Below are 20,330 nucleotides of genomic sequence, written 5' to 3'. Positions count from 1 at the left end.
ATAAGAGGGGTGCTTACGAAGGTTGTTTCCTTCGGAAACAATGTAGTTGCTCACGTCGTTTTCCCTACACTCCGCTACTCCATTTCTAGCTTCATCCCATCTCCATCGTTACTTCTGAGGTAAGTGCCCCAACATTGATGCAAGCCGGTGAACCGTTTCCCCCGTATAAGGTACCAACAGCTCCGGTAGCTCACCTTGCATACTGGAGACCGCCATGCGTGTAATTGCACCGATCACCAGAACGGCTGTGAGCCGTGAATCCTGCTGAGGCAGTTCCCCCCTCATCATTCCCTGATCGATCAGATCCATTAACGCATCCAATGGCTGACGGTAATCCTCGCTGCTTCCAGCTTCAATGAATATTTCATGATTCTGTGAAATCAGTAGCAGCCCGTAGGGATCTTCATCATGCAGATGGAGAACCTCGGTCACCAGTTGCTTGAAGCGTTCCAGCACCGGACCTTCTCGTCGAACATACCCATCAATTAGTGAAGTATAGTCGACACAGTATTGGGTGAAGGCTTCTAGGGCAACGGCATCTTTGTTTTTAAAATGTTTGTAGATCGCCGCATCGGTTACTCCGGCGGCGTCACCGATCTCTTTGACGGATATGCCGTCAACGCCTTTGGTTGCGAACAAGCGCATCGCCGCTTGTAGGATATCTTTCTTTTTGCTATCCACATGAGATTTGTTCTTCATAATTGTATAGTAAGTGATTACTAACCAAAATGCAATAAGCAATTTTGAAACTCTGAATTGAGACACTGAATAAGCGCTTACGACCAAAGCTTGCAGGCTTGTGAGCGGCAACGTATGATGAATAGAAATCATAATCGGAGTAGTAGGGAGAACGAAATGGATGGTGGGTAGCGTGAACGAAGAGTTGGATGCATACAGCTGGGTGACGCCCGAAGGGATGCTGAATGATTACTATATAACAAGCCGCGAACAGTTGTATAAAGGAATGAACGGACGATATGTGGAGCGATTCACTGTTCCTACCGGTGAAAGTTATATTTTTAAACCGCTGACGAATCCTGCACAGCATGGACGGGAACGATGGATGTACGAACGTGTGATGTCTGGCTTACCACCGATCTATCCGCAGCTCATTGCAACGTCAGACCTTACCATTGCTCCAGCACAGAGCTGGATGATCTACGAGGATCTGGGGCAACTGGTGCATGATTCACAAGAAGCGACGATGCTTGATGCAGCGGTACATATGGCGGCGTGGCATGCGCTACCTGTTACGAATTGGAGCGAACTGCCTCGCGTGGGTCAGAAACCGTCCATTCGCACAATGTTGGATGAGTTGCAAATGCATAGGCAATCTAATGATGAACTGTTATCCAGGCTGGATATGCGGTTGTCTTCATCCGATTGGGACAAGATCGCCACGTTGATTCTCACAGCAGAGGAAAAACTTCCTACTGTTTTGTGTCATGGAGACCTGCATCCAGGTAACATGGCTGAGGTGGACGGTAGACTGGTCATCTTGGACTGGGAGCATGCCCATCTGAATACGCCACTGTGGGATATATATCACCTAGTTGATCTCTCGCATCCGCTGTTTCCCAGAACAGTTACGCCTGTATTACGAGAGCGGGTCATGGATGTTTACTTGGACAAGCTGGGGAGCCTGGGCGTGCAGATTGAACGGGTTTCTTTTGCAGAATGGTACGACGCCTATGCTATTGTATTCTCACTCTGGATGCTTCGGTTGATTGACGGTGACCTGAGAAGTGAGGAATGTGTGTGGCCGAAGGAACAGTTGCGTAACCAGTGGCATGAGACGGCAGTGACGCTGGAACAGTGCATGAAGCACTTGGGTGAGGAATAGAAATGAGGGGTGAGAAGCTTGCGTAAAGTCGGACTTGTTATGCGTAAAATTCAATTCACGGAAGCACAGGGGCCACGCGTATTTGCGGATCGGCTGAAGCAGATTGGTCTGGAGCTGGGCGTGGATATTGTGTTCATCTCGCCGGAGCGTCATGTCAGCGGATATGACTGGTTGCCGGGTTATGAGCATGAGAAAGGTGACCTGGTGAACTACGATATCGTGCTGGATCAGATTCATAGTCAAAATATAGAGCATGTTATCTACACCGTATCCGGGTTTACATTTTTGAAGATGTTCTTACCGAAGAGTGTATTGTTCCCGCACAGTTTCCCCGATCCCGCGCTAACGGGATATGAGATGATGAAGCCATTTTATACGATGGTGGATAAAGCAATTGTGCAAACCGAGTTTTTGAAAACAGAACTGGGTCGCAATTTCGGTGTACATGACGTGAACGTTATTCCGATTGGCTTTAGCGAAGAGCTGGCGAACCGGAACTATGATCCGAGCCAGGTTGTGCATAATCGGGTGCTCTGGATCGGTCGGGATGAGGCGAATCGTCGCCCGGATCTAGTTTTGGAATATGCGCGGCAGAACCCGGACAAGGAAGTATATATGGTGTTTGGCGGTGTACGCTATAAGGAAACCATGAAGAAGTACGACATTCCTGCCAACGTGAAGCTGAAGTTTGCGCTCACGCAGGATGAGATATTTACCTTGATGAACTCATCCAAGGTGTATTGGAACTGTTCGGCCTTTGATACGTTTGCGATGCCGTTGACGGAAGCGATGGCGATGGGCAAAATGGTCGTGAAACCGGAGCATGCCTGCTACGGTCACATTCGATCCACACATGCCTTTGCAGGCAATGAGGATAACTGGTTTGAACTGGTGAACATGGCTGCGGCTGCGCCGCGCAGTGTGTCAGAAGACAACCGTGAGTATGCCTTTGGTGCTTTTTCGCGCACGAAGATGAAAGAAGGGTACCGGAACTTTTTCTCAGATTGGTTGAAGTAACGTAAGGTCTGTAACAAAGGGCTTAATCCATCCAGCAACAGGAGGGGAACCTTATGGAAATACTGATCTTGTGGACATTGGGAATGTGGGCAGTGCAGCTGCTGATTGAATGGTTTATCTACCGGTTGCAAGGGCGCCGAATGACGTGGGTACAATATATATTGCCATGTGTGGCCTTGCTCGGCGGTGCCGTTGTAATCATGATTAGCATCGATATTGGCGGGTGGAATGGCATCGGATATGCCCTGCTCGGCGCATCACTGGGTACCGCGGGAATGTTAACACTCATTACGGTGGCGATCAGGGATGTAATGCTTCGGCGACGGGGCAGGCACTAGACCGAGCAGTAAAGCTACTGTGGAGTAAGGATGAATTGGGCGAAGGGATGGTTGCAGGAACGCAACCGTCTGTGATATATTGACATTAATTATGACAAGGGAGGTGAAGACAGGTGAATCACGAGATGCTTAACAACCGTATTAGCCAGCTGCCGATTGCTATGGCTGGCATTGTTCATACTTTTCTGACCAACGGGAGAAGTCTGTCCAATTTTGAATATACGGAAGTTAACATTTGCGAGAAGATGCCTGCCTTGACCTCATTCGGACGATAAGCGATATTGCTTGAATTCTGAAGGGCCGCGGAGCTAACCTCCTGCGGCTCTTTTTGTGTTGCGGTCAGGATCTTCCATACCATAGGAGGAACCTTATTATGATGATGATTAGCGCGCAACAACTGACTCAATACCACGGAGCACATCTGGTGCTGGACGGCATTACGTTTGAAATTATGGAAGGTGACAAGGTCGCCCTAATCGGCCGCAACGGAAGCGGCAAAACCACACTTATGCGCCTGATGGCAAGACTGAACAAGCCGGATGAAGGGCAATTGATGATCAAGAAAGATACACGAATGGGATATGTGGCTCAGGTTCCAGAAGGATTGGATGACCATACCGTACTGGATGTACTGAGTCTTGGATTCAAGGAGCTTATGATATGTCGCACGCAAATGAAGGAAATGGAGCAGCAAATGTCCGATCCGGCATGTGCAGCAGACCCTAATCAATTGGAGCGCCTGCTGAAACGCTACGCGGCACTGCAAGACCAGTTCGAGCGTGAGGGTGGATATGAAATGGATGCCCGGATCGATCAGGTGGCGGACGGTTTGGATATCGCCAAGGCACACTATGGTTGGCGCTTTGGTTCCCTGTCAGGTGGGGAGCAGACTCGGGTGGTGCTGGCTTCACAGCTAATCGTAAGACCCGACCTGTTATTGCTGGATGAGCCGACAAACCATCTTGATCTGGAGCGGGTTGAGTGGCTGGAAGGATTTTTACGAGAATATCCCGGCACCATTGTTCTGATCTCGCATGATCGCTATTTTCTGGATCGGGTCGTGAATCGAACACTGGAGCTGGAGGATGGAGAAGCGGAAACATCTGCTGGCGGTTATACGGAATATATGAAAGTGAAGGAACAACGGCTGTTGCAGCAATTCGAGGAGTTTAAAGAGCAGCAGAAGGTTATCAAGAAAATGAAGGAAACGATCCGCCAGTTAGAGGAGTGGGGCCGGGTTGGTGGGAATGAAAAGTTCTTCAGACGGGCGGCTTCTATGCGCAAGGCGCTGGAGCGGATGGAACAGGTGAAGCGTCCTGTACTGGAGCGCCGCAATGCCGAGTTCGATGTGCGTCCTACGGATCGAACGGGTAAACGGGTAGCGGTATTGGAACAGGTCGAGAAGAGCTATGGCGAGCGTGAAATCCTGCGCGGAATCTCGGGTCTGTTGGAATATGGGGATAAAATTGCACTCATTGGACGCAATGGCTCCGGCAAGACGACCCTGTTCAAGCTGTTGCTTGGTGACGAGCAGCCCAATGCGGGCAAGCTGGAGTGGGGAGCACGCGTGGATTTAGGGTATCTGGCTCAACAGGAGGAACCTACGAATCCAAAGCTGAACGTACTCGAATACTTCCGTCTGGAAGCAGGCGTGGAAGAGGGAGAGGCTCGCGGAATTCTGGCACGATATTTGTTCTATGGAGCGGATGTATTCCGCTCTGTCGGGCAATTATCTGGTGGGGAATGGACGCGTCTGCGGCTAGCTCTTCTGGTGCAACGTAAACCCAATGTACTGCTGCTCGATGAGCCAACCAACCATCTGGATATCGCATCGAGAGAAGCGCTGGAAGAGTCGCTGGTTGATTTTGAAGGAACCGTACTTGCCATCTCGCATGATCGGTACTTCGTCAATCGCCTTGCTTCCCGTGTCTGGGAACTGGAGGACGGTCAGATGACCGCTTATCTGGGAGACTATGAGGCGTATCGTGAGAAGAAGCTTGATTTGCAAGCTCGTGCGGCGGCGACAACTCAGGCTACAGCAGGCGTGGGCGTTTCTTCTCGTGGGAACGCCAAGTCGGAAATGAAATCAGGTTTAACGTCCGCGTCGAGCGGAAATGCCAGATCAGGGAAGAAGTCAGGAGTAACCTCGACAATGAACGGTTTAACTGTTGCGGCTCCCGATGGAAGTCATGATCATGAAGCTTCCACAGGATCAAGCAAGGCGTTGACCCCTTCGGCAGCAAATGCATCGAATCATAGGAGTGGCACTGGCAACAACCAGTCTGCGGAGAAGCTGGAACAGACGTTGGCTCGTCTTGAGGCACAAATTCAGGTGCTGGACCAACAGTTGGAAACCGTACAGAACAATCCGCTTGAACTGGAACAAATCTGGAATGATCGCGAGCAATTGTCCACTGAATATAATGATGTATTGGCCCAGTGGGCTGAGTTATAAGTCAGAATGGCATGAGCATAAGATTGAACAAGCGAGGTCGGAGAGTCTTCTCCGGCCTTTTTGGACTGGGTTACAACATAACAAACGCGGAATTTACTTGTTTTTTCAAGCTTTGATGATCCGAGATTGGGCGACATCCTGTTCTTATTTTTACATGTCATGGGGAATAGTGTAACTTTTTACCTCCCCATGCGTTAAATACGTTTGTATGAATTGAAACGGCTCACCTAAGAGCTCGCAAAAAGGGAGGTTATCGGTATCTATTATTCATTGACGTATCGGAGTTGGTCGGATGATCGACAGGCGGAGACGGGAGTGCTGGAACAGACTTCAGTCACGCGAGATGAACTGTTCATGCGCAAACTGGTGGATGCCACTCTGGTGAAAAACAAACTCTGGGCGCATCTGTCCAATGAATGCCAGGATGGGCGGGAACATGCAGTATATGTAACGGCGTATGAGCAACAGATGCCGGATGTGTACGGTGCGGCCATTGCGGATGCTGCGCTGGCGATGTGCAAAATGTCTTCCATGTACAGCGCAGAGTATATGCTGTGGAATGGAAGTTCATTTCAGGAATTGGAACTCACAGTATCCTCCACCTATACGATGGAGCTTGCCGAGCAACTGCTGGACCATTACATGGTTCGCGGTGGCAAGACATATGAGTTCCTGTATTCCGTGCTGGATGCGGATCGCAAGAAAGTGTTGTTTTATATGAAAGAGGTGGATCTGTAATGAGTGACCAAGAGCGGGGGCAAGCATCGAAACCCGGGTCAAAAGCGAAACTGGTTGCTTTCTCCCTGATGCTGGCTGTTCCTGCCGTGTTATCCGGTTGTGGCAGCAACAATGATGAATGTGACCCGGAGTATGATACCGGATGTGAATATGATTCCAGCAGTGGGCACTATTACTACGGTGGGTCGTCTTATCGAAGCAACAAGGACAGTAACAGCTCCTATAGCAAATCCAAGTCCAAATCAAGCGGCTTCGGTAGCTTCTTCCGCAGTTCGGGAGGATAACCGGATGAGGCAAGTGGTTCAACTGCCGTTTAGTCACGAAGAGGTATTTCATGGTGAAGCGGGACAACAGATTCCATACCATCGAATGTATGGGAAGCAATATTGTGTGCCTGCATTGACGGTCTATTCTCCCTCGGAGATGCAGGAGCTGCGTGCGGCAGCGGAGGCGGTAGACGGCATTTACTGTAAAGTGATGCGATTTATCCAGCAATATATGCCGGATTCCTTTTTGGAGCATCAGTTGGGTATCCATCCGGGGCTTATTCCGGCAGCACGTATGGAGATGGTGACTGGAGGCATTACCCGTCAGGACTGGATTATCGGAGAAGCTGGGCCCAAGTGTATTGAAAATAATACGGACACTCCTACGGGTATACCGGAGGCTGCTGCATTGGAAAATATCCTGGTCGGTCTTGCTGAGGATGCCGCGTTGACCGCACCATCTGCCGAGATGGAGACACGTATTCGGGAGTGTTTCAGGATATGGCTCGAATTCTACGCAAACCAAGGATTGCAGGGTCCGGTGACATTCACTTCTTTTGGCGAACATGTCGAAGATCGAACAAATACGGAATACCTGATGAAACGTTGTCAGGAAGCGGGATACGAAGTTTTCTATGTTCCACTTGAGGAACTGGAGATTGTTCCTGGGGAGGCGCTTTACCATCAGGGTCGGGAGATTAACCTACTGTATCGCCTTTATCCACTGGAGTATCTGATCGATGATCGGGATGAGACGACAGGGGTGGACATTGGTGCTGCACTGCTTGAACTTGTACGTGAGGGACGGCTGGGCCTGATGAATCCCGTTCAGCATGTACTCATGCAGAGCAAAGGCTTCATGGCGGCAATCTGGTCGCTCTACGAGCGGAACGAGCAAACCCCGGAGTATTGCGGGTTTACCCTCTTTGATGAAGCAGAGATGGACGTGATTTCCCGATATCTGCTGCCCACCTATTTTTCATCTGAGCCTTTCGAGCTGAATGCCATACCGTATGTGTCCAAAAGTTATTGGGGACGCGAGGGAAGAGGAACTCTTTTGCTGGAGGGTGGAACGGACAATGCCTTTGGAAAGCAGGATATGGAGGATCCTCTTAACGAGGCGCTGGAATCCAATCTTGCATCTGGGGCAACGGACGAGGATGAAGAAATTACAGCTTATTACGAAAACCAACCCAAAATCTATCAGCAGCTGGTTCCGATGGAACAGGCCGTGATCGAGACGGAGGATGGAGCATACAGCGGTTATCTGCTTACAGGGGTGTTTGTTATTGGTGGGCGTTTGGCTGGGATACTACCACGGGTCGGGGAGAAAGTAACTGGAGATATGGCCTATTATTGCGCGGCTACAGTTCGTGAACGGATGAATGATGAGGAGGAGAAGATGGAATGGAAAACTTGGGATTAAACCTCGTGAATGTCGCGGTGGGTGTAGGCATTCTGCTGGTGGTATTGGTATGTGGATATTTTGCTTTTAGCAAATTGACCCGGTATAACGATAGTGAGGAAATCGCCAAAGGTAACGAGGCGGCAGGGATGTATATGGGCAGCAAATTATTGGGACTATGTATTATTGTAGGGATGGTATCTTTCTCGACGCACTCGTGGTTGGATATGCTGCTGTGGTCGGCGTTGGGAATCATTATTCTGTGTCTGGTCTATATTATATTTGATTTCCTGATTCCGAAAATGCGGGTATGTGACGAAATTGCACGAGGAAATATGGCGGTAGCACAGCTGCTGCGTTCGATTATCATCGGCGTTTCCATCGTCATTGGTACGTTTTTGATGTAAAATAAGACATAGGGATTAACGATAATTTAGAATGAATATAGTGTTTACACGTAAACGAAGAGGACAGAAAGAATCTGGAGAAGCGAAGCGTTCGCCTTTATCATCGGATTTTTACCTTTGAGAGAAGGTATATAAAAAAATTCGAGGGTAACAGCGATCTTAAGATTGTTCTGTACGCAGAGTTATTAAGTGTAATGTTGTATTTTTGTTCTAAATGAATATCAAATGGAAGAAGGAGCGCGGCATCATGAGAAGAGTCATCATCGATACAGATACAGCAGGAGACGATACAATTGCGATCCTGACGGCATTGCATCACTTTCAGGTGGAAGGCATCAACATTACGGGCGGTAACGTACAATTCGACCAAGAGGTTGAAAATGCCCTGTACACGGTACAGGTTGCTGGACATGGCGGCAAGGTGCCTGTATATAAAGGTTGCGAGCGTCCGCTAATGGCCTACGGAAAGGCTCAGCACCGGACAGTGGAAGATGTGCATGGCGATGATGGTATGGGCGGCGCGCATTTCCCGAAGGCGGATCAGCGTCCCGAGAGCGGACACGCGGTTGATTTTATCATTGAGAAGGTGCACGCACATCCGGGCGAAATTGAACTTCTGGCTATTGCTCCACTGACTAACATTGCGATGGCGATCCAGAAGGACCCAACGATTATTCCAGAAATTGCTCACCTGTACATCATGGGCGGAACCAATAATGCACTGGGCAATATCACACCGGCAGCGGAGTATAACTTCTACGTGGACCCGGAAGCAGCGAAAATTGTACTGCATGCTGGCATTCCAATCACGATGGTTGGCTGGGAGATGTGTACCCAATATTCAGTGATGGACGATGACGATCATGCAGAGATTGCGGCTCTCGGTACATCTGGTGCTGATTTCTTCACCGCAATCAACAAAGTAGTTATGCAGTTCAACAAGTCGGTACATAAGCTGAATGGCACCACTCATCCCGATACGTTGCTGATGGCTGTAGCCGCAGATGAATCCATCATGACCAAGTCGGGTCAATATTATGTGGATGTGGAAGCTGGAGGAGAGTTGACACGTGGATACAGTGTGGTTGATATCAACGGACGTTTTGGCAAAGAGCCGAATGTACGTGTCTGTGAAGCCATTGATCGGCCCAAATTCAAATCCATGCTGCTGGACGTTCTCTCAGCGATCCAATAAACGCAGGAATGTAAATGCAAGAAAAAGAATAAAATCCGTGCCTATCCCAGGTACGGATTTTTTATTGCCCATTTTTGGAATAACTACTTCACCTGTCGTAGTAAATTGTGCTATACTTCAACTACTACGACAGATGAAGTAATGAGGAGGAGTATCTTTTGTGATCAGCAGTGACGTTATACGTGGCTACAATGATACGCTGATCCTCTACATGCTGCTCGAAGGGGAGTCGTACGGCTACGAGATTTCCAAGAACATCAGGCAGCTGACAGAGGAAAAGTACGTCATGAAGGAGACGACATTATACTCGGCCTTCACCCGATTGGAGAAGAACGGTTATATTGAATCGTTTTACCTGGATGAGAATAGTTTGGGAAAGCGTCGTACCTATTACCGGATTACGCCGCCCGGCCTCGACTATTACAGAGAAAAGTGTGAGGAATGGAAGGTTACGCAGGAGGTTGTTAATCTATTTATCAGGGAGTTGTGACGGAACATGGAGACAATTATGGTGTATCTGGAGAACATGTTTGCTGGTCTACCGAAGACACCCGAGGTGGAGCATCTGAAGCAGGAGCTCCTTTCGGGGATGGAAGATAAGTACCTGGAGTTGAAGCGGGAAGGTAAGTCGGAGAATGAAGCCATCGGTATTGTGATCTCAGAATTCGGTAATATCGAGGAGCTAACTGCAGAACTCGGTATTCAACCAGTCAGTGCGGAAGAGGCAGTACCTGTGCTGACGGAAGAAGAAGTCTACGCATATACCACTGCAAAAAGAAATGCCGGATTTTGGATCGGGCTGGGTGTTTTATTGTGCGCGTCGGGTGTGGCATTTCTGATTTTCATGGATACTTTATTTGAGAACTATGTCACTTCAGCTGCAAACCGTTCGGTGGAAACGGGGGCTGTACTGGGCCTGATCGGCATGTTTGTGCTGATTGCGATTGCGGTAGGCATGTTCATTCACAGTGGCATGAAGCTTGAACGCTTCAGTCATATGGAAAAGGGCTTCCAGCTTCCTTATACACTTAAAATGAGTATTCAGCATAGTCGGGAGAGCTTCGCTCTGACTTATCGTATAGCCATCATTACGGGTGTCTGCCTGTGCATTCTGTCTCCTGTGTTTATTTTCGCAGCCTCCTCTATCAATGATAACTACGCCTCTTATGGTGTATCTGCCTTTATGGTTATGGCTGGGGTAGGAGCATTCCTGTTTGTATATTACGGTAATATTCAGGGGGCTTACACGAACTTGCTGGAGAAGCACCAGTTGACGGTAGAGAAGAAGCAAGAAGTAAAGGTTGTGAGAGCCGTGGAAGCGATTGTATGGCCGCTGGCGACAGCCATCTTCTTGTTCACAGGCTTTGTATATCAACGGTGGGATATCAATTGGGCCATATTCCCGATTACAGGCATTCTCTCCGGCAGCTTTAGCAATGTGTACCATATTATGAAAAGCAAAAATCCGTCCTGAGCATGCTGCTTTAGCTAGTAAAGCCCACTTGATCTATATTGATCAGGTGGGCTTTTTTTTGCTCCATTTAATCTAACTCTGCTGCAACAAAAATGAGCGAATGCCTGTCGTGACCAGATCATGGTCTTCCTCATCAGGCAAACCCGATACTGTGATGGTGCCGACCTGTCCCTCATTTTCCAGAATCAGCGGGAAAGCGCCACCAGCCAGAACATAGTCAGATGCAGGCAGGTTGAAATCCTGCTCAAGCGTTTGGTCCTCGTTTCTTAGGCGTAGAGCCGTATGCCAAGAACTGGAGGAGAAATGATTCACTACGTTGTTCTTGCGGCGAATCCAGTCTTCGTTGTTGGGATGAGTGCCTTCCATCGCATGCAAAAAGAGGCGATGCCCCTCCAGGGTGATGTCGATGGTCACGGCTTGGGAGCGACGCTTCGCTTCTTCGACCAGATGCAGGCCAAGTTGGAGTGCTGTTTCAGAATCAAATGTGCCAAATACCAGGTCCATTTCTTCCTGCTGCATTTCCTTTAATTTCTCTGTCATGATCAGGTTCAAATTACAAGCAGCCCCTTTACATATATGATTGATGTCTACATTCGACATAGATTGGTGTAGTCCCTTCTGGATGCAGTCTGATCGATGTTAGTGGACGTTATTTGCGTGGTTGAAGACGGCTCATTTGGAGACCGTACATCGGCTGTGTTAAAGTGAAGGGAACCTAATATACTCAAAACTCTTAAAGTTAAAATAAGTTATCGCTACGTAGGCAGGAGGAGAAGCACGATGCTGTTTTATTTTGTAGCACTGCTGGTGACTTTGGTGGACCAGGGAACCAAGATTGCAGTGAGGATGTATATGGAAGTTGGCGACGTCATGAGACTGGGTAACTCGGGCATGCAGTTACAGCATTACGAGAACAGTGGAATGGCTGGAAGCATGTTTCAGGGGAATGCGCGTCTGTTCGGCGTGATCGCCGTTCTGTTCATAGCGGGCATGCTGTATTACCGGAGTAAGGGTGAGATTCGCGGTTTCTGGATGCAAGCTGGCGCGGGTTTTATGGTCGGTGGGGCTTTAGGAAATGCGATCGATCGATTTATCTATGCCCGGGTCACGGATTTCCTCGTGTTTCCGTCAGGACGCGGGATTTTGAATCTCGCTGATGTCGCAATTAATATCGGTGTGGTCATGATCATCATTGGCATGTTGATTCGTGCATATCAGAGTTATCGCGCCAAGCGTTTACGTAATGCTTTGCCGAAGGTTGAGCGTCCTTAATAGGTGGGATAAAAGCGTTACAGTGGCTGAATATAAGCTTATTAAATGAGGGACATTGGATATCATCCAGTGTCCTTTTTATTATGCCCGATTCAGGTCATGGGAAGAACTGCCGTGATTCATTTTTACCGAAACCGTTTTAGAAATAATAAAGACTTATATCATCCATTCAGATTGAAGTTAGTTTGGAAGGATTAACCAAATGGTTATTTCACCATCTGAATGGGTAAATTCTTACGTATATAAAGTGAAACTAAGATATACACGAACACGGAGAGTGCAGAACCAATCTGAAGAAGCGTAGCGTGCGTGTTTATCACCGGATTTTCCCTTGGAGAAAGGGAGTCAAAAAAATCTGGGGATAACAACGATCGGAAGATGGTACTGCAATCGGAGTGACAGCGTGTAAATCACATTAGTTCAATTTATTAAGCTGAGGGAGGTACAACATGAGAACAACGCTTACCAAGGCTCTCGGGACAATGTTGCTGTGTGGAATGATGGCTGTACTTTTATCTTCCTGTACCAGTGGGGATAGCGCGAATGGCAAAGTGCAGATTGAATTTTTCCAGAACAAGCCTGAAGCCAAAACAACCTTTGATGAATTGATCGAAACGTTTAATGCGGAGCATGACGATATTCAGGTGACACAGGTGAATCCGCCGGATGCGGAGACGGTATTGAAGACCCGTGTCGTCAAAAATGATATCCCGGATATTATGGCCATGGGCGCAACGGATACGTATTCGATCCTGGCTCAGAGTGATATTTTCACCGATCTGACGGAAAGCTCATTACTCCAGACGATTGATCCGAACTACATACAAATGCTGAATGATCTCACAGGCATGGACGAAGTAACAGGTATTCCTTACGCGACTAATGCAAACGGCATCATGTACAACAAAACGCTGTTTAAGGAAATGGGATTGGACGTGCCCAAGACGTGGGATGAACTTATCGCGACCGCCCAAAAGATTAAAGATGCAGGTGAGATTCCATTTTACTTCACATACAAGGATGACTGGCAGACAAGCCTGCCGTTCAATGCACTGGCCTCCAATCTAGTCGGTATTGATTTCTACCAAGAGCGGCGCGATAACAAAGTGACGTTCAAGGAGAAGTACCGCGAGGTAGCTGAGAAGCAACTGGATCTCATGAAATATGGTCACGGCGATAACTTTGGTAAAGCTTATTCGGACGGTAACCGTGCTTTTGCTAACGGTGAAGCCTTTATGTATATCCAGGGAACCTGGGCCATCTCGGAGATTCGCAAAGCGAACCCAAATGTTGACATCGGTTTCTTCCCATTCCCTACGGGCAACGATGCAAGCGAGATCAAGCTGGTGAACGGGATTGACTCCCTGTTTACCATTGCGGTGGACACGCCTAAGCGCGAGCAGGCGGAGACGTTTATTGCGTTTCTATTAGAGCCTGAAAATATCGGAAGATATATTGACGAACAGACGCTGTTCTCTGCGGTAGAAGGCGTGAAGCAGGATGATCCTGCCGTACAGGAATTGATGCCATATATCGAGCAGGGCAAAGTTATTGACTTTCCCGATCACTATATTCCGGCTGCGGTGCAGCTGAATTCCATCGTACAGTCCTTTTTGCAGAACCAAAACATCGACAACTATCTAGATACACTCGACAAAGAATGGGACAAGGTTGCTAATCGGCGCTAAGCCTTGTCTGAAGGAGGATGGAGTATGAACAAGCGTATCGCACCCTATTACTGGATGACGGTTCCGGCGGTAGTATTGTTCTTTGTATTTATGACGCTGCCGGCCCTCCAGGGCATCTATTATTCATTTACGAATTATAACGGATTCGGGAAAGAGTATGATTTTGTTGGCTTCAAAAACTATTTCAACTTGTTCCAGGATGACAATGTAGGTAATGCCTACTGGTTTACGTTCAAATTTGCGATCGTGGTGACGATCCTGACCAATATTCTGAGCCTGCTCATTGCACTCGGGCTGAATGCCAAGATTAAGTTCCGTAACTTTTTCCGCGGCATCTACTTCCTGCCCAATATTCTGAGTGTACTGATCGTAGGTTACATATTTAACTACCTGTTCTCCAACGTATTCCCGATCTGGGGACAAAATCTGGGCATCAACGCGCTATCCACCAACATACTTGGTAGCGAGAGTCTGGCTTGGATCGGTATCGTCATTGTTGCAGTATGGCAATCCGTGGCCCTGAATACAATTCTGTATTTGGCTGGTCTGCAAACGATACCAACGACACTATACGAGGCATCCAACCTCGACGGTGCAGGCAAATGGCGTGAATTCTGGAGCATTACTTTCCCGCTTATTGCCCCATTCTTCACCATTAATATGGTGCTTGCGATGAAAAACTCACTTATGGTCTTCGACCAAATCGTAGCCTTGACCAACGGTGGTCCCGGACGGGCGACGCAGTCCATCTCCCACTTGATCTACACCGGTGGATTTGAAGGCGGCGAATATGCATATCAATCTGCGAACTCGGTTATTTACTTCATCGTTATTGCGGTGATTTCAATTCTGCAAATCCGGTTCCTGCAAAGAAGGGAGATGGATCTGTAATGAGAGGCCGTACACGAATCAATTGGCTCGTTATGCTACTCGTTGTGCTGGGCACCCTGTTTATCCTGTTCCCACTGTATATGACCGTTACGATTGCTTTGAAAAATCCGGAACAGATGGCCCAATCGGTCTTTGCATTTCCGACCACACTTCACTGGGAGAATTTCGCGAGGGCCATCGACATGACAAACTTCTTCCAATCGTTCCGTAACAGTGCAATCGTTACCGCATCAACTGTGCTCTTGACGTTGCTCAGTAACTCGATGGTGGCCTATGCGATTGCGCGGAATATGGAGAAACGCAAGTTTTTCAAAGGATTGTACTATTACTTCGTCAGCGCGATGTTCATTCCATTTCCAATCATCATGCTGCCGATTGTTAAGCTGACCGCATCGCTGGAGATGACAAATCTGGTAGGTCTGATCTTGCTGCACACGGTATATGGCCTGGCATTTAACGTATTTGTGTACGTTGGATACATCCGGTCCATTCCGGTAGCGCTGGAGGAAGCGGCGTTTGTGGATGGGGCGACAACCTGGGGCACGTTCTGGAAAATTATTTTCCCGCTCATGGCACCCATCAGTGCCACGGTTGGTATTCTGACTTGTCTGTCCACGTACAACGACTTCTTGCTGCCACTCATTATTATCAGTGATCCGGGACAGTACACGCTGCCGCTGGTACAGTATGTATTCCAAGGACAGTTCAATACTGAATTTAACCTTGCGTTTGCATCCTACCTGCTCGCGTTGCTGCCGATGATTATCATCTACCTGTTTGCACAGAAGTGGATCATCAACGGGGTTACACAAGGGTCTGTGAAATAACTGAAGATGTGTCACAGAGAAGGATATGTGTGAAGGGATATGAACAAAGAGAGGTGGACTTTAAAAGTACCCTCTCTTTTTTTGATCCTTGTCATTTAACGTTTGGGAACTATTCGGGAGGATTGATTAACCTGTAAAACTATGCTATTTTTTAGTCGTTAGTTTAATCGGTAAACAAAGACTAAGAGAGAAGAAGAGTAAGGTTTATTTCTGCAAGCGCTTTAACTATATAAATGAACTAAACATTTACACGAGAACGGAGAGGGCAGAAATAACCTGAAAAAGCGGAGCGTTCGCCTTTATCCCCGGATTTTCCCCTTTAAAAAGGGAATCAAAAAATCTGGGGATAACAGCGATTGGAAGGTTATTCTGTCATCGTAGTGGCTAGTGTAGATATTCTTTTGTTCATTTTATATAGAAGAACTGAATACGTAGATAAATCCGGCATCGTTTGTACCCAGTCTTCAAGAGCACGGGCGTAAGGTGGTGGGTTCTTTTACATGCCAAAAAGAGAGGAGATTGGGGAAGTTGCACGGGAAAAAAGGACATTTTAACTCACTTCGGAATCAGATCTTCATTGGTTTTGTTATGGTGATGCTTGTTGTTCTGCTGCTCGCAGGCATATCGGCTTATGATCGGGTAGCTGCTTTGCTGAAAAGCAATGCGGAAAAACATATTCATCAAACCGCTGTCCAAGCCAGTGGCAGATTGGATGCACTCATTGCACAAGTGAATTCGCTGACCGCCCAGGTGGCGGATGATTCATACGTGCAGCGTCTGCTTAGCGATGAGAAGCAAGGCAACCCCGCCACCTTTAATCAGCGCCAAGCTCTCTTGCAGATTGCAGGCAGTTATCAGTCTTTCATCAACGGAGCGCAAAGTATGGAGATATACACTACGGGTTATAACCGCATCTTTCCGATGGATGACCGATCCCTCGATCTCAGAGTGGAGCGCAACTGGATCAACCTGGCGGATGAAGGAAAAGGCAGACTGGTATGGGCAGGCTCTGACCCTGAAGATCCGGGTGTGCTTCTGGCTATTCGGCGGATTAACCTGCTGGATCATTCTTTCGAACATGGAGGTTATGTGGTGGTGCGGATGCAGCGGAGTTTTTTTCAATTGAATGATTCGAATGGGACAGATGGTTCGCAGGACTCTATCATGCTCTTGGATGGTGCAGGAGAAGTGGTGACTTCCGATCTGGAGATTAATCTCGATCCAAAAGCTATATTAAACAGCGGATCAGTCGTGCAGAACGGGGAGGAATCCTATATCGTCGTCCGGCAAAAATCGGAGTTAACGGGCTGGACACTTGCTGTCCTGACCCCGCTGCGGGAGACAACGGAAGGTGTATCCATCCTGAGAACAGCGCTGCTCGTCTCGGGAATGATTGGTGTTGTTCTGTTCCTTATCATGTCTTTCTTTCTGTCCACAATGATTACACGTCCGCTCATACGGCTGATGCGGGCCATGCGCAGTGCACAGCCGGGAGCAATGAGACCTAATCTAATGGTCAGCTCTACGATGGAGATCAATGAACTTAACAACGTATATAACCAGATGGTCTACAGGCAGAACGAATTGACCCGTGTGGTTCATGAGAAGGAAATCATGCAGTCCCGGGCTGAGCTGAAGGCGTTGCAGTCTCAGATTAATCCCCATTTTCTATTCAACACACTGGAGGCATTCTATTGGTCCCTTGAGGAAAAGGGAGACGAGGAGATGGCACGTATGGTTGTGGCGATGTCCCGATTATTTCGCTACATCATTTCCAGCTCGCAACAGGATGAATGGGTTACAATTGCCGACGAGCTGGAACACGCCGAGCGTTATCTTCAAATTATGCAGATGCGGTTGGGAGAGAGAATGCAATGGGAGATTCAGCTGAGTGATACGGTGCGTAAGGTCGCAATTCCGAAATTGCTCATACAGCCCTTGGTGGAAAATGCGATTCTCCATGGGATTGAAAGTAAACTGGGACCGGGAAAGATAAGCATCCATGTGGATGCTTCGACCGAGAAAAATCTGGTTCGCATTGAGATTCGGGATGATGGTCCCGGTATAGATGAATTACGGCTTCAATCTGTCATTCATGCTTTACATGGCGGACCGGCTGTGTCTAAGAAGGGGACAGGTGTAGGTCTAATCAACGTACATCGGCGACTGAAGCTTTACTTTGGTAGCCAACTTGGCGAACGTTGCAAGCTTTCCATAACAAGTAAGGTTGGGGAAGGAACTGTCATTTGTTTTGAGATTCCCAAGGAAACGGAGGGTGCATATGATTCATGACAAAACGATTCTTATCGTTGATGATGAGCCGCGCACAAGAGAGGGTATTCGCAAAACACTGGAGGGATGGTCAGCAGGACGAAATCACATTCAGACTGCAGAAAGTGGCGTCGAGGCTGTGGAATGGCTCAAGAAAAAGCCGGCAGATCTGTTAATAACGGATGTTCGCATGCCGGAATTCTCTGGCTTGTCTCTGATTGAAGCCATTCAGCATTTTTCGAACAAGCCTGTTGTCCTGATTATGTCGGGACATGCCGATTTTCAGTACGCCCAACAGGCCATTAAGCTGGGTGTTGTGGAGTATATGTTGAAACCGATTGATAAGGAACAATTGCTGCAGACCGTCGAAAAAGCCTTGAAGTTCAGCGAACAACAGCGACGTATTCAAACGATGCAAGAAATGGTTGACCCCAAGCTGCTGGATGTTAAGGAGCGCGGGGAACAAAGGCTCAATAGCCAGATCAGTGAAGCTTTGACCTATGTGGATGCTCATCTGGGTGAACATGTGACCATGCGTGAAATCGCTGATCTACTCCATCTCAACTCCAGTTACTTCAGCGTATTGTTCAAGGAACAGATCGGCATCAATTTTAGTGAATATCTTACCCGCAAACGCATTCAGCGCGCGAAGGAGTTGCTTGTACAGACAACGATGCCAATCTCGGAGATTGCCGAACAGGTGGGTTATCAGACGGATAAGTATTTTATCACAGTATTTAAAAGTCTTGAGGGGCTAAGTCCAAGCAAATATCGGCATTCCCTATCTGAACGAAATAACAAATAACCTCAAAAAAGTGGAGTTTTTCCAAATTGTTCTGGTCTTATAGAGGCAATAGGCCCATGCTACAATTTGGTTAAAGCGGTTACATTAACTGAAAAAACCAAGGGGGTCTGGAATAATGAGCAAAAAGACGATGGCCATTCTTCTGTCATGGACGTTGGTTCTCGCCGTAATTTTATCCGGATGTAACAGTTCAAGTTCGGATCAAGAGGGTGAGACGGGCAGCAACGGCACAGATGGGAAAGTAACCCTCAAATTCATGCACCTCTGGCCAGCAGGCAGTTCCGCACAGCAAAACAAACTGGTCAACGATATCATCAAGCAGTATCAGACGGATCATCCGAATGTAACCATTAAGCAGGAAGTGCTGGAGAATGAACAATATAAGAACAAATTGAAAATTCTGTCGGCATCCAATGAACTTCCCGATGTGGGTGTAACTTGGGCTGCTGGATTTCTGGAGCCTTATGTGAAGGGCAATCTGTTTGCACCGGTCGATGATCTGCTGAGCGACTCGCTGGGCGAGAAATTCATAGCCGGAACAACAGAAGCTTATGCCATAGACGGCAAAACATATGCGCTACCAATCGAGTTGAATATCTCCCCCATTTATTATAACAAAGCCATTTTTGCGAAATATAACTTGCAGCCGCCAGCAACGTACGATGAATTCCTGAGTGTGCTGAAGACACTGACAGAGAACGGTGAGGTGCCGATCGCACTGGGCAATAAAGACCGCTGGACCGGCTCACTCTGGTATATGTATCTGGCGAATCGGTTAGGTGGAGATGCACTGGAAAAGGCGATCAATGGCTCTGGCAAGTTTGACGATCCTGCGCTGACTCAAGCTGCTGCCGAGGTACAAAAACTAGTGGATATGAATGCTTTCAACAAAGGCTTCAACGGGTTGTCTAACGATGAGGGCAAATCCGAATTCATGAACGAAAAAGCTGCCATGTACCTGATGGGCACCTGGGAACTGCCAAACTTCACGACCAACCCGGACATCCCGCAGGAATTCAAAGACAAGATCGGATTTTTCAAATTCCCAACAATGGAAGATGGCAAGAGCGACATTAACAGCTGGGTAGGTGGTCCAGGCGTAGGGCTGTTCGTGGCCCAGAACTCCAAAGTGAAGGAAGAAGCGCAGAAGTTTGTGCAATACTTTGTGGAAAAATGGGGTGAAAGTTCGGTAACTGAAGCAGGCGTCATCCCGGCAACCAAAGTGGATACGGCTGCAGTACAGCTGCCACAGCTCTACATCGACCTGCTGAACGAATTGAATCAGGCCAGCAGTCTGACGCTTTTTGCCGACGTGCAGATGAAACCGGCAGCCGCTCAGGCACATCTGGACATGATTCAGGCGTTGTTTGGCAAAGCGGTAACACCGGAGGACTTTGTGAAGAATCATCAGGCTGCAATTGATAAAGGCAATTGACGT

At 47.9% G+C, this 20,330-nt stretch carries 21 protein-coding genes; 19 read left to right on the top strand and 2 right to left on the bottom strand.

The genetic code is table 11. The annotated features are described in order from the left end of the window. Positions 1 to 108: 108 nt before the first annotated feature. Entirely contained in the window at positions 109 to 699 is a 591-nt protein-coding gene (locus MKY44_RS27470) for a TetR/AcrR family transcriptional regulator (protein WP_341009961.1), read from the bottom strand. A gap of 160 nt (positions 700 to 859) precedes the next feature. Here MKY44_RS27470 and MKY44_RS27465 point away from each other — a divergent pair, with 160 nt between their 5' ends. The 12 genes from MKY44_RS27465 to MKY44_RS27410 all read left to right on the top strand — a co-directional run bounded on the left by MKY44_RS27465 (position 860) and on the right by MKY44_RS27410 (position 11,138). Beyond that, positions 860 to 1,843: a phosphotransferase family protein gene (locus tag MKY44_RS27465; protein ID WP_341009465.1), complete on the top strand. Its 984-nt coding sequence runs from the start codon at positions 860 to 862 to the stop codon at positions 1,841 to 1,843. Positions 1,844 to 1,861: 18 nt separating this feature from the next. Next, positions 1,862 to 2,860, top strand: a complete 999-nt coding sequence (locus MKY44_RS27460) for a glycosyltransferase (protein ID WP_341009463.1) — start codon at positions 1,862 to 1,864, stop codon at positions 2,858 to 2,860. Between the two features lie 53 nt (positions 2,861 to 2,913). Continuing rightward, positions 2,914 to 3,198 (top strand): hypothetical protein, encoded by a 285-nt coding sequence (locus MKY44_RS27455; protein WP_341009462.1) that lies wholly within the window; start codon positions 2,914 to 2,916, stop codon positions 3,196 to 3,198. 113 nt (positions 3,199 to 3,311) lie between these two features. Next, on the top strand, positions 3,312 to 3,473 hold the full coding sequence (locus MKY44_RS27450) for a hypothetical protein (RefSeq protein ID WP_017691697.1): 162 nt from the start codon (positions 3,312 to 3,314) through the stop codon (positions 3,471 to 3,473). Between the two features lie 98 nt (positions 3,474 to 3,571). Further along, positions 3,572 to 5,653: a ribosomal protection-like ABC-F family protein gene (abc-f, locus tag MKY44_RS27445; protein WP_341009460.1), complete on the top strand. Its 2,082-nt coding sequence runs from the start codon at positions 3,572 to 3,574 to the stop codon at positions 5,651 to 5,653. A 270-nt stretch (positions 5,654 to 5,923) separates the two neighbouring features. Next, on the top strand, positions 5,924 to 6,391 hold the full coding sequence (locus MKY44_RS27440) for a hypothetical protein (RefSeq protein ID WP_341009459.1): 468 nt from the start codon (positions 5,924 to 5,926) through the stop codon (positions 6,389 to 6,391). Beyond that, on the top strand, positions 6,391 to 6,675 hold the full coding sequence (locus MKY44_RS27435) for a hypothetical protein (protein ID WP_036671603.1): 285 nt from the start codon (positions 6,391 to 6,393) through the stop codon (positions 6,673 to 6,675). Before MKY44_RS27440 ends, MKY44_RS27435 begins: the two co-directional genes overlap by 1 nt. A gap of 4 nt (positions 6,676 to 6,679) precedes the next feature. Beyond that, positions 6,680 to 8,083, top strand: coding sequence for a glutathionylspermidine synthase family protein (locus MKY44_RS27430; RefSeq protein ID WP_341009458.1), 1,404 nt, complete (start codon positions 6,680 to 6,682; stop codon positions 8,081 to 8,083). Further along, complete coding sequence (locus MKY44_RS27425; protein WP_278297717.1) at positions 8,065 to 8,469, top strand: DUF350 domain-containing protein; 405 nt, start codon at positions 8,065 to 8,067, stop codon at positions 8,467 to 8,469. The genes MKY44_RS27430 and MKY44_RS27425 overlap by 19 nt, the downstream gene beginning before the upstream one ends. 247 nt (positions 8,470 to 8,716) lie before the next feature. Then, positions 8,717 to 9,664 carry a nucleoside hydrolase gene (locus tag MKY44_RS27420; RefSeq protein ID WP_341009457.1) on the top strand — a complete coding sequence of 316 codons (948 nt, stop codon included), beginning with the start codon at positions 8,717 to 8,719 and terminating at the stop codon, positions 9,662 to 9,664. Between the two features lie 160 nt (positions 9,665 to 9,824). Further along, a complete protein-coding gene (locus tag MKY44_RS27415; RefSeq protein ID WP_017691704.1) occupies positions 9,825 to 10,154 on the top strand; it encodes a PadR family transcriptional regulator in 330 nt (109 codons plus the stop codon). A gap of 6 nt (positions 10,155 to 10,160) precedes the next feature. Further along, on the top strand, positions 10,161 to 11,138 hold the full coding sequence (locus MKY44_RS27410) for a permease prefix domain 1-containing protein (RefSeq protein WP_341009455.1): 978 nt from the start codon (positions 10,161 to 10,163) through the stop codon (positions 11,136 to 11,138). A 72-nt stretch (positions 11,139 to 11,210) separates the two neighbouring features. Here MKY44_RS27410 and MKY44_RS27405 read toward each other — a convergent pair whose 3' ends face one another. Continuing rightward, entirely contained in the window at positions 11,211 to 11,690 is a 480-nt protein-coding gene (locus MKY44_RS27405) for a heme-degrading domain-containing protein (RefSeq protein WP_341009454.1), read from the bottom strand. A 228-nt stretch (positions 11,691 to 11,918) separates the two neighbouring features. On the opposite strand from MKY44_RS27405, the gene lspA reads away from it, so the two are divergent. The 7 genes from lspA to MKY44_RS27370 all read left to right on the top strand — a co-directional run bounded on the left by lspA (position 11,919) and on the right by MKY44_RS27370 (position 20,327). Continuing rightward, a complete protein-coding gene (lspA, locus tag MKY44_RS27400) occupies positions 11,919 to 12,410 on the top strand; it encodes a signal peptidase II (protein ID WP_341009452.1) in 492 nt (163 codons plus the stop codon). A 497-nt stretch (positions 12,411 to 12,907) separates the two neighbouring features. Further along, positions 12,908 to 14,098: an ABC transporter substrate-binding protein gene (locus tag MKY44_RS27395; RefSeq protein ID WP_445670702.1), complete on the top strand. Its 1,191-nt coding sequence runs from the start codon at positions 12,908 to 12,910 to the stop codon at positions 14,096 to 14,098. Between the two features lie 24 nt (positions 14,099 to 14,122). Next, positions 14,123 to 14,989, top strand: coding sequence for a carbohydrate ABC transporter permease (locus MKY44_RS27390; protein ID WP_036606633.1), 867 nt, complete (start codon positions 14,123 to 14,125; stop codon positions 14,987 to 14,989). Continuing rightward, the gene (locus tag MKY44_RS27385; RefSeq protein WP_341009450.1) at positions 14,989 to 15,816 is read left to right on the top strand and encodes a carbohydrate ABC transporter permease; all 828 of its coding nucleotides are present in this window, start codon (positions 14,989 to 14,991) and stop codon (positions 15,814 to 15,816) included. Before MKY44_RS27390 ends, MKY44_RS27385 begins: the two co-directional genes overlap by 1 nt. A 528-nt stretch (positions 15,817 to 16,344) precedes the next feature. Beyond that, positions 16,345 to 18,108 (top strand): cache domain-containing sensor histidine kinase, encoded by a 1,764-nt coding sequence (locus MKY44_RS27380; protein WP_341009448.1) that lies wholly within the window; start codon positions 16,345 to 16,347, stop codon positions 18,106 to 18,108. Beyond that, positions 18,098 to 18,892, top strand: a complete 795-nt coding sequence (locus tag MKY44_RS27375) for a response regulator transcription factor (protein WP_036671597.1) — start codon at positions 18,098 to 18,100, stop codon at positions 18,890 to 18,892. Before MKY44_RS27380 ends, MKY44_RS27375 begins: the two co-directional genes overlap by 11 nt. 115 nt (positions 18,893 to 19,007) lie before the next feature. Beyond that, a complete protein-coding gene (locus tag MKY44_RS27370; protein WP_264930845.1) occupies positions 19,008 to 20,327 on the top strand; it encodes an extracellular solute-binding protein in 1,320 nt (439 codons plus the stop codon). Positions 20,328 to 20,330 lie beyond the last annotated feature (3 nt).

This window comes from Paenibacillus sp. FSL R7-0026 (assembly GCF_038004485.1).
Taxonomy (GTDB): domain Bacteria; phylum Bacillota; class Bacilli; order Paenibacillales; family Paenibacillaceae; genus Paenibacillus; species Paenibacillus xylanexedens_A.
This window is presented reverse-complemented; position numbering and strand designations above follow the sequence as displayed.

Coding starts and splice junctions, on each gene's coding strand:
- MKY44_RS27455 (WP_341009462.1), top strand. CDS start 2,914: ATGGAAATACTGATCTTGTGGACATTGGGAATGTGGGCAGTGCAGCTG.
- MKY44_RS27435 (WP_036671603.1), top strand. CDS start 6,391: ATGAGTGACCAAGAGCGGGGGCAAGCATCGAAACCCGGGTCAAAAGCG.
- MKY44_RS27465 (WP_341009465.1), top strand. CDS start 860: ATGGTGGGTAGCGTGAACGAAGAGTTGGATGCATACAGCTGGGTGACG.
- MKY44_RS27420 (WP_341009457.1), top strand. CDS start 8,717: ATGAGAAGAGTCATCATCGATACAGATACAGCAGGAGACGATACAATT.
- MKY44_RS27395 (WP_445670702.1), top strand. CDS start 12,908: ATGATGGCTGTACTTTTATCTTCCTGTACCAGTGGGGATAGCGCGAAT.
- MKY44_RS27430 (WP_341009458.1), top strand. CDS start 6,680: ATGAGGCAAGTGGTTCAACTGCCGTTTAGTCACGAAGAGGTATTTCAT.
- MKY44_RS27410 (WP_341009455.1), top strand. CDS start 10,161: ATGGAGACAATTATGGTGTATCTGGAGAACATGTTTGCTGGTCTACCG.
- MKY44_RS27470 (WP_341009961.1), bottom strand. CDS start 699: ATGAAGAACAAATCTCATGTGGATAGCAAAAAGAAAGATATCCTACAA.
- MKY44_RS27375 (WP_036671597.1), top strand. CDS start 18,098: ATGATTCATGACAAAACGATTCTTATCGTTGATGATGAGCCGCGCACA.
- lspA (WP_341009452.1), top strand. CDS start 11,919: ATGCTGTTTTATTTTGTAGCACTGCTGGTGACTTTGGTGGACCAGGGA.
- MKY44_RS27385 (WP_341009450.1), top strand. CDS start 14,989: ATGAGAGGCCGTACACGAATCAATTGGCTCGTTATGCTACTCGTTGTG.
- MKY44_RS27370 (WP_264930845.1), top strand. CDS start 19,008: ATGAGCAAAAAGACGATGGCCATTCTTCTGTCATGGACGTTGGTTCTC.
- MKY44_RS27425 (WP_278297717.1), top strand. CDS start 8,065: ATGGAAAACTTGGGATTAAACCTCGTGAATGTCGCGGTGGGTGTAGGC.
- abc-f (WP_341009460.1), top strand. CDS start 3,572: ATGATGATGATTAGCGCGCAACAACTGACTCAATACCACGGAGCACAT.
- MKY44_RS27390 (WP_036606633.1), top strand. CDS start 14,123: ATGAACAAGCGTATCGCACCCTATTACTGGATGACGGTTCCGGCGGTA.